The following is a 15238-nucleotide window of genomic DNA, read 5'->3' as shown; positions in this document are numbered from 1 at the left end:
CTTTAACTCTTTTTTTATTCAAACCAATTCCAAACCAAACCAAAACGCAACACAAAGTCACGATACGGATTATTAGGTGTTGCATAGTAGTTGCTTTGCGAAAATAAAGCATTAAAGTGCTCTGCTTTTAAATAAAAACGCGTTTGGCGTATTCTGGCATTTACGAAGAAATCGAATGTTGCAAAACCTCCGATTTTTTTATCCTGCTGCACAAAAAATTCTGCGATTACAGGATTATAATCATCTCCATAATATTTTGTCATGTAATTAAAGACAAGTCCCGTTTGCATAAACAATGCCTTTTTAAAAAAATGACCTGAATAATAAAATGTATTTCTAGTTACAAAATCAGGTACATTTAAAATTAAATCTGACTGATCTACTTTCTGATATAAAAGGGTATTATCTAAAGCAAATTTTCCAAATTTAAATTCACGGCTTGCTTTTATTTCTAAATAATTTATTGCATTTCCGTATTGAAAAGGTTTTACAATTTGAATATCAGCTGCTTTCTGTGCAGCTGAGGCATCATCCTTAAAATATAAATGATCGTTTAAAACGGTGTATTGAACTTGACCTGTCAGCCAAGGTGTTGTAATTTCTGCACTTAATGAATTAATTTTTTCATTCTTAAAATCATTCGACCAATTGTACTGAATCCAGCTGCTCTGATACAAATTATAATTATTATTCGGCAACTTATTGATATTGCGATATCTAAAATCAAACTTGATTTTTTCGCTCATATCGTAACGCAGTTTAGCATCTAAATCTGAAAGCGACTGATTTGTAATTGATCTAGAATATAAAAACCTACCATTCCATTTGTTTTTTTGGTATTCGTACTGAGCACCAAAATTATTAAACTGCAAAAACAAATTGTCTGGAACTGCATTCCCATCTGTATCCACGATAATTCGGTTGTACTTATAATTAGATCTATAATCGTCTATAAAAAACATGAATTTACCTAATAGCGAATTTTCATAAGCTGCCCCTACCTTATTATATAGTCTCTCGTATTTAGTCTGATCATTAATATTACTTGCCGCATACGAATCTCCAAATCGCGGTATGCGTTTTGTTGTGCCATCACTACCAGTTACACTTGACAATATCGTTGGCTGTTTATACTCGTAAGCTTTATACTCGTAATTAAATTGATGCGTAATGTATAAATTATTGCTTCCATCATTCGGATTTACTCTGAAAGCATGATCAAAAAATAATCTTCTTCCTTTTAAAAATGATTCTGCATCTGTTAAATAAACCTGTAAACGTTGTCGATTTTTATAATCTGGATTATCACTTTCAAAATCATTATCGTTTGTAATACCTCCATTTTCTTCATTCAAAATATCTTGATTTGCAAAATGTGCATTTATTGCATATCGTCTGCTGGTTGTAGCATAACTTGTTGTAATTCTTAAGTTTCCAGCACTAACCAACTGATTAATATAATCTCCCTCCGATCTTAATCCTTTGTAAGCAATCGAGAAATTTAGATTTTTAGAAACGTTTAACGTGATAAAAGAATCTACATTCTGTCCTTTATTAATAGTAGTATTAAAAAACAACTCTGTAAAAGGTGTTGCAACAGAATAATATCTAATTTGATCTGCTTGCATATAAATAGAATGTTTTCCGGTAAAACCAATTTCTGGATACGGAGAAAAACTTGTCAAGCTATATTGCAGCGTATTTAAAGGCTGTCCAATATTAGAAAATTCTTGAAGACCAAAAAGATCTTTCCTAAGATGATTTTGTCTGTAAGCACTTTTAAGAGTCAGCGATGTATCGGCATAAATGGTATCGTGTTCTAAAGTGACAATTTTATATTGGTCTATTGTCGCTATTTTTTTCTTTTTCTTTTTTAGAGTATCCGTAATACTAGAATATTCCGAATTCATATCTAAATTACTTTTAGAAGCTGGTTTTTTTTCTTGCGAAAACAATAATGTTGGAACAACTAATAGATATAAAAAAATGAATATTCTCATTTGATGGCTTTGTATGAATTTATTTTGACAAATTTTGCTAAGCAAAGGTAAGATAAAAAGGTATAAACGAAAAAACATAATATATAATATGAAACTGGAATGATTTCAGTCTTTTGGAAACGAAAACCCCGCATACAAAAGTATACGGGGTCTTCAAAAAAAATCAAAATATTTATTTTTCTTATTCCCTAAATCGGGTATAATTTATTTTGAATGTTGCACTTCATTGTTTCTGATTATTCTAAAAATTAGAATTTATCCCAGAACAATTTAGTGTCCAATAAATCTCCACCAATATCAGCAGCAGCTTTCGTATAGTTTGCTTTATTGATACTTGTTTCTACTCCTGGATAAGTATATCTAACAGGCACTGTAAAAATAAGTTTGTTTATAGCTGCTTGAGGTGCTTTTAAAACTGGGAAATCTAATCTTCTATAAGATGTCCATGCTTCGTATCCTCTGTTATAAAGAGCAAACCATGCTTGATTACCAATTTTTTCTTTATATGTTGCTCCACTTAAAGCATTATTATAATCTACTTTTGGACTTGCAATATAAGCATCAATAGCTGCAGTACTAGTTACTCCCCAGTCTGCCATAGAAGCTCTAATACCTGCTTCATAATATACTTTTGCTTGAGCAGAACCACCAGGTATTAAATTTTTCTCAGCAGCTTCTGCCAATAAGAAATTCAACTCAGCGAAATCAAAGATAGTTCCTGGGAAAACTGGATTGTTTAATGTTGAAGTTATCTGAGAATATGATGTATAAACGTTACCTGCACCGTAAGTTCCACCAACGAAAGTTCTTCCTGAAGGAATAACTGGAGCTGGAGAAGTTAGGTTAGTAAAATATTTAGGCATCCTTGGGTCACCTCCAGGAACAACAGCATCCATTGCAGAAACAAAAGGCTCAGCAGGAATAAAATCAAATCTCTGACTTGTTACCAAATCTGCATACAATGGATTTTGATTTCCTGATGTAGTCAAATAAGTCAACTTTGTATTATCTGCATTACCAGTCAAAGCACCAGAAGCAAGAGCAGCCTGAACTTGAGTAGTTGCATAAGCTGGATCAACGTCTGACATATTAACTGCCATTCTAATGATCAACGAGTTAGCAAATTTCGCCCATTTTAAATTACTTGCAGCATTACCAGAATAGATAATATCTGCAGAACCAAAGTTAGCTACAGTACTGTTTGCTTTTAAAACTGCAGCAGAAGCACTTAATCTTTTGATAAGATCTTGATAGATCGTTTTTGCATCATCATAAGCTGGTAAAGGATATTTCTGAATATCAATAGCCTGAGAATAAGGAACGTTTCCAAAAGTATCTACCAATACACTATAAGCATAAGCTTCTAAAATATCGATAAGCGCTAATTTATTTTGCTTAGTCGCCTCATCTGCAGGAGTTGCTGTAGCTGTAGCTGCAATCATAACTCTTGCATCATGAAAATCTGCTAGAACATCTCTGTACAAAACCAAGAAATGAGTATCAGGAATTTTTCTGTTTGTAATGTTGTACTGGCTTTCATCAGGGTAAGTCGTCTCTGTCCATTGCTGTGCAAATAATCTAAAAACGTTATTATTCACACTAGTGCTAACCATTTGATCGACTAATTTCTTCTCCGCATTTGTAAACAAAAATTCTGCTTTGGTTGTTGTTGGTCTTTTAGGATCAACATTCATATCTGTAATGTCCTGGCTGCACGAAACCATCATACCCACCACAGACATTAATAAAAGTACTTTTTTCATGATTTAAAATTTTAATGTTAGGTTACAACCAATATTTCTTGTTGTAGGAAGTGAACCTCCTGAATAACCTGCTGATAAGTTACCTGAACTTAGACCACTTTCTGGATCTGCATCTGGAAGATTTTTACTGATGATCCATAAGTTAGAACCTACTAAAGAAAGACGTAAATCATTCAAACCTGCTTTAGCTATAATGTTTTTAGGGAAACTATAAGTAATACTTACCTCTCTTAATTTCACGTAACTTGCATCGTAAACAAATGCTTTTTGTGGGTTATTATTATAACCATAGATACTTCCAGCTACCTCAGGACTTGGAGTTCTTGTAGTATTAGGAGTTCCATCTTCATTTACTCCAGGTAAGATAACACCTCCACCATTAGCAAGTGTGTTTCTTACAGGATTTCCTAACTCATTGTTTCCTGCTGTAGTTGTATATAAACCAGAGCTTTGTCCATAATATTGATCAAGAGAGAAAATATCTCCTCCTTTTTGAACATCAATTAAGAAACCTAGAGAAACTTGTTTATAAGCAAATCTATTACGAATACCACCAATCCAGTCTGGAGTAACATTACCAATTACATTATTAGTAGTTGCTGTCTGCAAATAAACTCCATTTTTAGTTACTCTTTGTCCGTCTTTGTAGACATAATCTTTACCAAGGATATCTCCATAAGGATTTCCTTTTGTCCCCACAATACTAACACCGCCCTGGAATGTACCAATTGTTAATACATCAACACCAGGTGTTAAAGCTACAACTGTATTCTCATTTTTAGACCAGTTTACGTTAATATCCCAAGAAAAGTCATTTGTTTTTATAGGCGTTGCATTGAACATTACCTCGACACCTTTATTCTCAACAGATCCTGCATTCACAAATTTAGAAGAGTAACCTGTTGCAGTAGAATAGTCTACTGGAAAGATTTGATCCTCACTTAAAGTTTTATAAACACTCACATCAAAACCTAATCTTCTGTCAAAGAATTGCATCTCTAAACCAATTTCTTCAGATTTAGTTTTTACAGGGTGCAAATCTGGATTATTTCCAATGTTTGGTCTTGAATAAAGCTGATTTGTACCGTATGGATTAAATTTAGTATAGGCATCTTGCAATGCATAAATCTCAATACTTCCTTGTGGGTTTTCTGCATAACTTGCTCTTAATTTACCAAAAGTTAACCATGGAGCATTAACATGTTTTGTAAAAACATAACTTCCAGAAGCAGAGTATGTATTTACATCATTATTACCTTCTGGCAACATAGAGAATGCATCATTACGTACTGTACCTTCTACGAAAAGGAAATCTCTGAATCCTAATGACGCAGAAGCATAAACACTGTTCACAGCTGAATTCTCTTCAACCTCAATTGGGAATGGAGAAGCATTTACTGAATTTGATAATGCATAGATTCCTGGAATAATAAGTCCGCCATCTGTAGAAGATAATGTAGAAGTACGTCTTGTTCTTAAAGCATTATAACCAGCCAAACCTGTCAAAGAGAAATCTTCAGTAAGTTTTTTATTGAAGTTTAAAGTAAACTGATAGTTTTGCTCAGAAAACATACCAGTATATTTTTGGTATCCTGAACCAACAGCTAAACGGTTAATCCCAAATGTTGCAGCCAAAGATCCTACCGCCTTTCTTTCTTCACGTAATTCTGAATAAGAATCTGTACTGATTTTTCCTGTAGCATTTAACCAATCTGTAATTTTATAATCTAACTGACCATAACCGATAAAACGATTTCTTTCGTCTGTCTGATAATTTCTATATCTTGTAAAATATGGATTATCAGCATATTTAGGATTGGTATTTCCATTAGAAGGGTCTGCCATATTCCAAGAAATATTTTGTCCTCCTGAATTTTGGAAAACTTCTTTCTGAGATTGAATATCTACGTTAGTTCCCCACCATTGACGGAATGTTCCCATGATATTATCACCACCATAACCAGTAGTATTTCTACCCTGTGTATCTTGTGCAAAATAATTTGCAAAAACAGTTGCAGAAAGTTTATCAGTTAATTTGTGGTTGAATTTAATACTTGCATTATTTTTCTTCAATTCACTATTTGGCAAAATACCAGTCTCTTTATAGTTATTATAGTTGATTACAAAGTTACTTTTGTCAGTACCTCCTTCAAAAGAGATTGAGTTATTGAATGTCTGAGCAGTTTGAAAAAATGTAATTGGACCATTTTTAGCCGCTACCCATGGAGATTTTTGTCCAAATTTTGAAGAATATGGAGTATATGATTCCCAAGTGTAAACTGAAAGACTTGGATCAAAAGCAACACCGTAAGAAGCGTCATCAGTTGTACTTACCACTTGGTTACCGTTTTTATCGATAACAAAAAATGCACCTGTTGGCCCAACCGGAACACCTTTTGGGTTTCCTGCAGCATCATACGTTGGTCCATACCCTTGTCCGTATTTGTTTTGGTAAACAGGGAACGTTTTTTTATCAACAGTACCAACTCCAAACTCACTTGAAATAGTAACTCCCATCCCTTTTTGAGCTTTTCCTTTTTTAGTAGTAATCATAATTACACCATTACCAGCCTGAAAACCGTACAAAGCAGATGCAGCAGCACCTTTTAACACGTTTACTGACTCGATATCATCAGGATTAATATCCATACCAGCATTACCATAATCGTATGTATTACGTGCACCAGCTGTTTGTGCTCCATTGCTAGAGTTCACGTTCTGGTTATTAATAGGCATACCATCAACAACAATAAGCATTTGGTTATTTCCAGTAAGGTTTTTAACCCCTCTTGAAACTGCGTTTGTAGATCCACCAAAATTTGTGTTTTTTCTAATATATACCCCGGCAGCTTTACCAGAAAGATCATTAAGGAAGTTTGCGTTTGAAACTCCTCCAACTAAATCTTCACCTTTTATTTGCTGAGTAGCATATCCAAGAGATTTTTTCTCTCTTTTGATACCCAAGGCAGTAACTACGACACTCTCTAATTCTTGAGTATTACTAGTCAATTTTACAGTTAAAGCTGTAGAGCTAGCTACAACTTCCTGCGTTTTCATTCCAATGTAAGTAAAAATCAAGACTTCACTTGACGTTGCTTTGATAGAAAATTTTCCATCAAAATCTGTTTGCGTTCCGCTTTTAGTTCCTTTAACTAATACACTCACACCTGGAAGAGGCATTCCTGCATTATCGGAAACCACACCCGAAACAGTTCTTTCTTGCGCAAAGGTTAGTTGCGTAATCAGCGCCACTAAAAGCACTAAGAATCCATTTAACTTAAGTTTCATTTTAAAAAATTTTGAATTAGTATCCGGCAAACATCTTAATATTTTCTTAAAATAACAACACGCCCATTTAACGCTAAAACGTTTTCGCTTTAAAGATACTTCAAGAAAATTACGAAAACTCAGCATTTTTTTAAACAAACTACAACAATATCAGACACATACATAAAATTAGAATGATTCTATTTAATTTAATTTTAACAATTAATTAACATAGTTTTGGTAGAAAACGCTTTTTACTTAACAATAAAAAGCGTATATAGTGGATAAAAAACTGACAAAACAATTTGTTATTTTATTGATTTAAATGATCATTTTGTTTCGCAAATGTTAATTCAGTCGATTTTTAAAAATTTATTTAACAATTTATTAAAGTTTTTTTATCGTTATCGACATTTGCGAATCCGAATAAAAAAACACAATATTTGTATTTATAAAAAAGCATAAATGTTACAACTTAATTATTCAGGATTTGCCTTAGAAACCGGAACAGACGAAGCAGGAAGAGGATGTCTGGCTGGCCCAGTAACAGCCGCTGCCATAATTTTACCTGAAAATTTTGAAAATAAAATTCTGAACGACAGTAAACAATTGTCTGAAAAAACACGAGCGCTTTTAAGGCCAATTATAGAAAAAGAAGCATTGTGTTTTTCTGTAACACATTTGTTTCCAGACGAAATTGACGAAATAAACATTTTAAACGCTTCGATGAAAGGAATGCAGGAATGCATTTTAAAATTAAAGCACGTTCCCGAATTTATAATTGTTGACGGAAATCGTGCCCTGAATGCTAAACTGGGGCTAAAAAACACTTTTGGGAAACAGTTTTCTCCAGATGAAATTGCTCTTCTAAAATCTATTCCGAATCAAAGTATTATAAAGGGTGATGGGAAATATTTAAGCATTGCTGCCGCTTCTGTTTTAGCCAAAACGTATCGCGACGAGTACATGGATCAAATTCATGAAGAATTCCCGATGTACAACTGGAAACAAAACAAAGGATATCCAACAAAAGAGCACCGAGAAGCCATTAAAGAATTTGGAACCACAAAATACCATAGAATGAGTTTCAGACTGTTGCCAGAACAGTTAGAACTCGATTTCTTTCAATAAAAAAACGACCTTTATAGGTCGTTTTCTTTTATTATTTTTTGCTTTTTAAAAACTCTGCAAATTGTTTAGTATCGTAATAAAAAGGTCTAACGGTTGTGATTTTACCATCTTTTAAATCAAAATGTTCTGAAATTGGAACCGACATTGTTTTCCCCGATTTTTTAGATCTGCAATTTATCGTAAAATACATGATTACTTCATTTTTAGATGCATCGCTAAAATAAACTGGTTCTTTTTCTATTTGCAAATCAAAAAACTCAGCCGATTTTGCAAACATTTTAGTCCATTCGCTAAAACCAACATAAGTTCCTCCGTAAGGCAAACCTGTAGCCTGATTATAAACTGCGCCGTCTGCAACTACAGTTTCTAAAGCATCCAGATTTCTTATTTTAAATAGACTTTCGTAATATTTCGCTACCACTTTTAGATTGTCTGCTTCTAGGTTTTTCAAAATATCCGCTTCAGACAAAGTTGCTCCTTTATCCCAAAAACCAATAATTTTGCTCACCTGACCTTTTCCATTCAAACGCGCAAAATCTCTTCCTGCCAAAACAAGATTGTTTTTAGAATCCAGAACTTTCCACTCCCAAGTCACATAATTGTCTTTTACAATTTTAGGTCCCGACGTTAGTACCGCATCTGGGTTTTTCTTATATAATTCATTGATAACATTATTAAACGCCACGATGCCTTTTGTAGAAGCCGAAGGATCTTCAAAAGTACTGTCTTCTAACCAAATTGATTTAATCATCTTTAATCTGGCATCGCTATTTTTTTCCTGCCACACTTTTTCATAAACTGTAACTGGATATAATTTATCTTTCTTTTGGGCAAAAAGACCATTAAGCACAAAAAGGAAACAGAATAAGTAGATTTTTCTCATGAGCAATCAGGGATAAAATTTAACATCTTAATACTAAGTACTCAAATTTAGCATAAATCCCTAAGAAAATTACGCTTTTCATCTAAAAAAAGCACGCTGTCTACGATTTTTAAAACTTATAATTAGACAAAATTAGAAACATTTTAAAGGCTATTTATTTTATTAAATGCAAATCGAGGAGCTATCCTAAAAAGAAAATAAAGCAGCTTTACCTTTGCGATTCTTATTTCTGTTTGATTTCGAGATATGCTTTTTAGCATTTCAGAAACTGCTTTTTGAGGAGAAATGGCAATCTTCGGCGGATTTCCTTTATGCCAAGGCGTATCAACCACAGGAAATAATACTTCTATAATTTTAATTTTCTCTTGTTTCAGTTGTTCCCTCAAAACTTGAGTAAAAGAATGCAATCCCGCTTTTGCAGCATTATAAAACGGATAAGTTGCTCTCGGAACGTAAACCAATCCAGTAGTAATATTGATAATTTTAGGATTCTGGTTTTCAATTAAAAGAGGAAAAAGCAATTTTATCAGCCGTATTGGCGCTTGCAAATTGACCGAGAATTCATCATTCATTTTTTCCAAAGAAAATGGATCGTCTACAAAATGAATTTTATATGCAATTGCCACATTATTAATCAAAACATTAATATGCGGATAATTAATTCGAAGCCACTCAACAAAATCTTCGCATTCAGATTCCTTCGCAATATCACATTTGTAAACAACCAAATCGGGCAATTGCTTTTGGACTTCTTGCAGCTTTTCTAAAGAACGAGAACAAGCAATTACTTTATTTCCTTTTTCTATCAACTGACGGCACATTTCAAGTCCTAAGCCAGAACTTCCACCAGTAATGACAATGGTGTTATTTGAGATTTCCATAATTTCATTTTTTCTAAAATTAGAAATCAAAAATAGTTTGCGTTGTAAAGAATTACATTGACCTATGTTAAGACTTGATTTTTCTTTTGAGCCTGCTGAGAGATTCTGGCTGAATGCCTAAATAAGAAGCTATAATTTGCTGTGAAACTCGATTTTCAACATCCGGAAATTCGGCGATAAAAATCTCATATCGTTTTTCGGCATCTAAAAGCAATAATTCTCTTTCTCGTTTTTCTTTTATATAAAATGCTTTTTCGAGAATTTGAATTAAAAAGAGGTTCCAAAAAGGATTTCTTTCTTTCATTCCGATCCAATCGGCATAATCGATTTCTAAGATTTCAGAATCTTCTAAAGCTTCTATAGAAAAATAGGAAGGTTTATTATAAATCATAGCCGAATAAGAACTTATAAAATTCCCTTCGGCTATAATATTTTTAGTGAATTCGTTTCCGTTTTCGTGAGTGTAAACATATCGAAACAAACCTTTTACAAGAAAAGCCATTTTACGAGGCACTTGGCCTTCTTTTATAAAATAATCTCCTTTGACTATTTTGTTAAACTGAGAAATAATCAATAACTCTTGTAATTCTTTTTCCGGAAGAGCTAAATGCTCCAAAAATGATTTTTTATCTTCATTTTCCATACTTGAATTATTTGGTTTTTTAAATGAATTCTGCTTCGAATAGCTCCGTAAAATGTTTGATAATTTTGGCTTTTACTTCGTCTTCGTCTACTTTTTCTACACCAAGTTCTACATTCAAAGAAGTAACGCCTTTTCCCCGAATGCCGCACGGGATAATATTATCAAAATATCCTAAATCGACATTTACGTTTAAAGCAAATCCGTGCATGGTTACCCATCTTGAAGCGCGAACGCCCATTGCACAAATTTTACGCGCAAACGGAGTTCCTACACCAAGCCAGACTCCAGTTTCGCCTTCGCTTCTGCCCGATTCTAAACCATATTCTGCTAAAGTTAGAATAATCGATTCTTCTAACAATCGCAGGTATTTATGAATATCGGTAAAGAAATTTTCTAAATCAAGAATCGGATAGCCCACAATCTGTCCAGGCCCGTGATAGGTAATATCACCGCCACGGTTGATTTTATAAAAAGTCGCTCCTTTTGCTTCGAGCTGTTTTTCGTTTAATAATAAGTTCTCCAAATCGCCACTTTTTCCTAACGTATAAACATGCGGATGTTCTACAAAAAGTAAATAATTTGGCGTTGGCAGATCTAGTTCTTCTCTTCTGTTCTTGATTTTTAAATCGACTATGTCTTTAAAGATTTCTTCTTGATATTCCCAAGTCGATTTATAATCTTTATTGCCAAGATCCTGAAGTTGGATTTTTTTGTTCATTTTAATTATTTTTCAAACTCAACATCAAAGTTAAGTTTGTCAGGATTCTCCATATAATCCGTAAAAGAATATTGAATTGTAATTGATTTTCGATCGTCGCTAAACAAAGCATTCGGATTAGAGACTTTCTTTATCTTTTTTGGAAAATGATATTTTACAATATAATTAGAAGAAGCAAACATCATTTTGGTCATGTCTCCAGCCGTATCTTTTGCTTTTGCTGCCAATTTTTGCTGATCGATTACTGCTTTTCTTGTAAATTTCTTTCCGTCGTATGTATACGTTAATTTACTTCCGTTGTCTCCTAAACCACTACCAAGCGGAGACGCGTTTGCGCTTCCTTCTAATTTCTGTAATGTGCCTAGAGTTTGTAAAATATCTTGCAGCTCATTTACATTTTTAAAATCAGTTCCCATTGTCATTAGAAACTGTTTTTTCTCTGAGCTCATTTTTGTTGCTACTACAAAATTTTCCAGTTTTTTAAGCTCTTTCTGCGTTTCTGGTGACAGCTTAGCAATACTGTCTTTTTTCTCTTCAAATATTTGTTTGAAAGTAAAAGTCGTATCAATATCTTTTTTAGCGTCTCCCATCTGACCGGCAATCTGATCTCCTGCCATTTCCATTAAAGCAGAACCGTCCATGTCTACAGAGAATTTTCCTGTTCCGTTTTCGTTGATCGTAATATTTTCGGTAAAAGTGCAGCTGGTTAATGTCGCTATTAAAAAAGAAAAACTAAGTAATTGATATAATTTCATCGTAGTATATTTTTTACCAAAGATACAAAGAGTATTTTTAAAAATACGTTTTCTTGAAAACCTGAGATTATTGCTCAAATTCTACTTTGAAACCAAAATCCACATTGCTTTCCTGCATGTTATCTAAAGGAACTTCGACAGTAAAACTTTTTCTGTCTGACGCAATTACAGCATTTTTTAGAGAAACAGTTTTAATCTTTTTAGGAAATTGATATTCTGCCGTGTACTTACATTCTTTAAGCATTTCTTCCATTTTTTTAGAGAAAGGATCATCGCTTTTTTCTTTCTTGGCTTCTTTTTTCTTTTTAACTTTTTTATCGTCTTTAGCAGGCGTTACATTTTTAATAAAAACTTTGCCATCGTAAAAAATAGATGCAGTCGCTTTTTCTTCTGGTTTTGGAGCCATACTTAAAGCTCCTAATCTTTTTTTGTCTGTGGCAGCCAATGCTTCCAAACTTTCAGCTGGCGTTGCAATATCTTTAAAATCGGTTCCGCTAGGAAAATCGAATGCCATGCTATATTCAAATTGCTTTTTTTCTTCATTAATTTTCATGCTGACTTTAAAATTCTCCAGAATTTTAAGTTTCTCTTTTTCTTTCTCCAGCATTTCCAGTTTTTCTTTGTCTCCATCTGGTAATTTAGAAATACTGTCTTTTATTTTGTCAAATACTTCTTTAAAGGTAAATGTCGTATCTATCACTTTACTGACTTTTGTAGAATCTGATTTTTTCATGCCCAATTTAAACATTGGCGACATATCAAATCCGTAGGAGAAAGTTCCAGATCCATCTTCATTCATCACCATTTTTTCTTTAAGGATACAGCTTGAAAGACATAACATTACAAACAAACAAAGTAGCGTTTTTTTCATATTTTTAGATTTAGGTTGTACAGGCGAAGATACTTTCTTTTAACAATTATTCTAGTTTTATGCTAAAATAACATTCAGATTAGTAGATACTAAGTTTTTTTAGTCATAGCGTTCCAGCTAAAAACTCTTATGAAAACCAAAATTTGTAATCTAGCCCCGATAGAAATGGAAATCCTTTTATGCCGGGGTTCGGCATAAAAGATTGAAATGGATAGCGGGACTAAAGTTGATTGAAACCCAATAATTTGATGCTGCAAAAAATCTAAAATCTGCATTCTAAAATCTACATTCTTTTTTTTATCTTTGCACACTTAAAAAATAAAGCAAAAATGGCATTATCAGAACAAGAAATCATTAGAAGAGAAAAACTTCAAAACTTACGCAACTTAGGAATCAATCCTTATCCGGCAAATCTTTTTCCTGTAGATCATACATCAAAGCAGATAAAGGAAACGTTTGAAGAAGGTAAGAAGGTTATTGTTGCTGGACGTTTGATGAGTGTTCGTGATCAAGGTAAAGCTTGTTTTGCTGAATTACAAGACAGCGAAGGACGCATTCAGTTATACGTAACTCGCGATGTTTTATGTGAAGGTGAAGATAAAACCTTGTACAATACTGTTTTCAAAAAATTAACTGATTTAGGAGATTTTATTGGTATTGAAGGTGAATTATTTACTACACAAGTTGGTGCACAATGTGTACGTGTAAAAGGTTTTACTTTCTTAAGCAAAACATTACGTCCGCTTCCATTACCAAGAGTTGATACAGATGGAAATGTTCACGACGCTTTTAAAGATGCTGAATTACGCTATAGAATGCGTTACGTAGATTTAACGGTAAATCCGCAAGTTAAAGAAACTTTTATTAAACGTACAAAGCTGTTTACTGCCATGCGTGGTTATTTTAACGACGCTGGATATTTGGAAGTTGATACTCCGGTTTTACAGTCAATTCCTGGTGGAGCTTCTGCGCGTCCGTTTATTACGCACCACAACTCGCTTGACATTCCGCTTTACATGCGTATTGCAAACGAATTGTATTTAAAAAGATTAATTGTTGGTGGATTTGAAGGTGTTTATGAGTTCTCTAGAAACTTCCGTAATGAAGGTATGGACAGAACGCATAATCCTGAATTTACTGCAATGGAAATATATGTAGCGTATAAAGACTACAACTGGATGATGGAATTTGCTGAAGGCTTATTGGAGCATTGTGCTATCGCTGTAAACGGAACGAGTGAAGTTACTTTTGGCGAGCACACAATCAACTTCAAAGCGCCTTACGCTCGTGTTACAATGACCGATTCTATCAAACATTTTACTGGTTTTGATATTTCTGGAAAAACTGAACAGGAATTATTCGAAGCTGCTAGAGGAATGGGAATTGAGGTTGACGAAACAATGGGTAAAGGAAAACTAATTGATGAGATTTTTGGAGCAAAATGTGAAGGAAATTATATTCAGCCAACTTTCATTACAGATTATCCAAAAGAAATGTCGCCGCTTTGTAAAGAGCACCGTGATAATCCAGACTTGACGGAGCGTTTTGAATTGATGGTTTGCGGAAAAGAAATCGCAAATGCATATTCTGAATTAAATGACCCAATTGACCAAAGAGAACGTTTTGAAGATCAAATGCGTTTGGCTGCAAAAGGTGATGATGAAGCAAATGGAATTATCGACGAAGATTTCTTAAGAGCACTTGAATACGGTATGCCTCCAACTTCTGGAATGGGAATTGGAATGGATCGTTTGATTATGTATTTAACAAATAACGCTTCTATTCAAGAAGTTTTATTGTTCCCACAAATGCGTCCAGAGAAAAAACAAGCACAAATTGAGTTGACTGAAGAAGAGAAAGTAATTATTACTCTTTTGAAAGGAAATGAAAATAAAATGGATTTATCTCAACTAAAAGTTGCTGCTAACTTAAGCGGTAAAAAATGGGATGCTTCTATGAAAAACTTATCTAAACACGGTTTGACTAAGGTTGTTGTTGATGGTGAGTTTAAGTTTGTGGAACTAGTTGGTTAAATTCCAAATTTAAAAAATTCCAAATTCCAATATTGAAGGTTAATGAGAATTTATGATATTTTAAATCCGATAGATTTTAAAAATCTATCGGATTTTTTTATGTAAAAATTATTCATTCCGTAGGAATGTCTGCTCGGTAGTAAAAATTAATTTTTAGAGAGTATACGTTCCATAGGAACGTTTGATTAACCGATACATATTAATTCTCAAAAATCAGGTGTCCCTACAGGACACTTTACAAAACATTATATTTTTTTCAACCAATGAGATATTCCTACGGAATATAAAATAGT

11 protein-coding genes are annotated in these 15238 nt (G+C 33.4%); 2 read left to right on the top strand and 9 right to left on the bottom strand.

What is annotated here, in order from left to right:
- Positions 1–14 precede the first annotated feature (14 nt).
- The 3 genes from ACWA1F_RS12410 to ACWA1F_RS12400 form a co-directional block, all read right to left on the bottom strand.
- Complete coding sequence (locus ACWA1F_RS12410) at positions 15–2000, bottom strand: putative porin (RefSeq protein WP_456894002.1); 1986 nt, start codon at positions 1998–2000, stop codon at positions 15–17.
- Positions 2001–2248: 248 nt separating this feature from the next.
- Complete coding sequence (locus ACWA1F_RS12405) at positions 2249–3763, bottom strand: SusD/RagB family nutrient-binding outer membrane lipoprotein (protein WP_456894001.1); 1515 nt, start codon at positions 3761–3763, stop codon at positions 2249–2251.
- 3 nt (positions 3764–3766) lie between these two features.
- Complete coding sequence (locus tag ACWA1F_RS12400) at positions 3767–7051, bottom strand: SusC/RagA family TonB-linked outer membrane protein (RefSeq protein ID WP_456894000.1); 3285 nt, start codon at positions 7049–7051, stop codon at positions 3767–3769.
- A 444-nt stretch (positions 7052–7495) separates the two neighbouring features.
- Here ACWA1F_RS12400 and ACWA1F_RS12395 point away from each other — a divergent pair, with 444 nt between their 5' ends.
- Positions 7496–8161, top strand: a complete 666-nt coding sequence (locus tag ACWA1F_RS12395; protein ID WP_456893999.1) for a ribonuclease HII — start codon at positions 7496–7498, stop codon at positions 8159–8161.
- Between the two features lie 31 nt (positions 8162–8192).
- Here ACWA1F_RS12395 and ACWA1F_RS12390 read toward each other — a convergent pair whose 3' ends face one another.
- From ACWA1F_RS12390 to ACWA1F_RS12365, 6 genes are all read right to left on the bottom strand, one after another.
- A complete protein-coding gene (locus tag ACWA1F_RS12390) occupies positions 8193–9044 on the bottom strand; it encodes a nuclear transport factor 2 family protein (RefSeq protein ID WP_456893998.1) in 852 nt (283 codons plus the stop codon).
- A gap of 143 nt (positions 9045–9187) precedes the next feature.
- Positions 9188–9925, bottom strand: coding sequence for an SDR family oxidoreductase (locus ACWA1F_RS12385; protein ID WP_456893997.1), 738 nt, complete (start codon positions 9923–9925; stop codon positions 9188–9190).
- Between the two features lie 67 nt (positions 9926–9992).
- Positions 9993–10568: a Crp/Fnr family transcriptional regulator gene (locus tag ACWA1F_RS12380; RefSeq protein ID WP_456893996.1), complete on the bottom strand. Its 576-nt coding sequence runs from the start codon at positions 10566–10568 to the stop codon at positions 9993–9995.
- A 19-nt stretch (positions 10569–10587) separates the two neighbouring features.
- Positions 10588–11286 carry a lipoyl(octanoyl) transferase LipB gene (gene lipB / locus ACWA1F_RS12375; protein ID WP_456893995.1) on the bottom strand — a complete coding sequence of 233 codons (699 nt, stop codon included), beginning with the start codon at positions 11284–11286 and terminating at the stop codon, positions 10588–10590.
- Between the two features lie 5 nt (positions 11287–11291).
- Entirely contained in the window at positions 11292–12041 is a 750-nt protein-coding gene (locus ACWA1F_RS12370; protein ID WP_456893994.1) for a hypothetical protein, read from the bottom strand.
- 67 nt (positions 12042–12108) lie between these two features.
- Complete coding sequence (locus tag ACWA1F_RS12365; RefSeq protein WP_456893993.1) at positions 12109–12912, bottom strand: hypothetical protein; 804 nt, start codon at positions 12910–12912, stop codon at positions 12109–12111.
- Positions 12913–13241: 329 nt separating this feature from the next.
- Between ACWA1F_RS12365 and lysS the strand changes: the two genes are divergently transcribed.
- Positions 13242–14945, top strand: a complete 1704-nt coding sequence (gene lysS, locus ACWA1F_RS12360; RefSeq protein WP_456893992.1) for a lysine--tRNA ligase — start codon at positions 13242–13244, stop codon at positions 14943–14945.
- Positions 14946–15238 lie beyond the last annotated feature (293 nt).

Source organism: Flavobacterium erigeronis, from assembly GCF_054075165.1.
Note: the sequence above shows the minus strand (reverse complement) of the source record. Positions and strands in the feature narration are given on the sequence as shown.

Excerpts from the sequence above, each read along its gene's own strand:
- ACWA1F_RS12380 (WP_456893996.1), bottom strand. The coding sequence starts at position 10,568 with ATGGAAAATGAAGATAAAAAATCATTTTTGGAGCATTTAGCTCTTCCG.
- ACWA1F_RS12400 (WP_456894000.1), bottom strand. The coding sequence starts at position 7,051 with ATGAAACTTAAGTTAAATGGATTCTTAGTGCTTTTAGTGGCGCTGATT.
- lysS (WP_456893992.1), top strand. The coding sequence starts at position 13,242 with ATGGCATTATCAGAACAAGAAATCATTAGAAGAGAAAAACTTCAAAAC.
- ACWA1F_RS12405 (WP_456894001.1), bottom strand. The coding sequence starts at position 3,763 with ATGAAAAAAGTACTTTTATTAATGTCTGTGGTGGGTATGATGGTTTCG.
- ACWA1F_RS12390 (WP_456893998.1), bottom strand. The coding sequence starts at position 9,044 with ATGAGAAAAATCTACTTATTCTGTTTCCTTTTTGTGCTTAATGGTCTT.
- ACWA1F_RS12365 (WP_456893993.1), bottom strand. The coding sequence starts at position 12,912 with ATGAAAAAAACGCTACTTTGTTTGTTTGTAATGTTATGTCTTTCAAGC.
- ACWA1F_RS12395 (WP_456893999.1), top strand. The coding sequence starts at position 7,496 with ATGTTACAACTTAATTATTCAGGATTTGCCTTAGAAACCGGAACAGAC.
- ACWA1F_RS12385 (WP_456893997.1), bottom strand. The coding sequence starts at position 9,925 with ATGGAAATCTCAAATAACACCATTGTCATTACTGGTGGAAGTTCTGGC.
- lipB (WP_456893995.1), bottom strand. The coding sequence starts at position 11,286 with ATGAACAAAAAAATCCAACTTCAGGATCTTGGCAATAAAGATTATAAA.
- ACWA1F_RS12370 (WP_456893994.1), bottom strand. The coding sequence starts at position 12,041 with ATGAAATTATATCAATTACTTAGTTTTTCTTTTTTAATAGCGACATTA.
- ACWA1F_RS12410 (WP_456894002.1), bottom strand. The coding sequence starts at position 2,000 with ATGAGAATATTCATTTTTTTATATCTATTAGTTGTTCCAACATTATTG.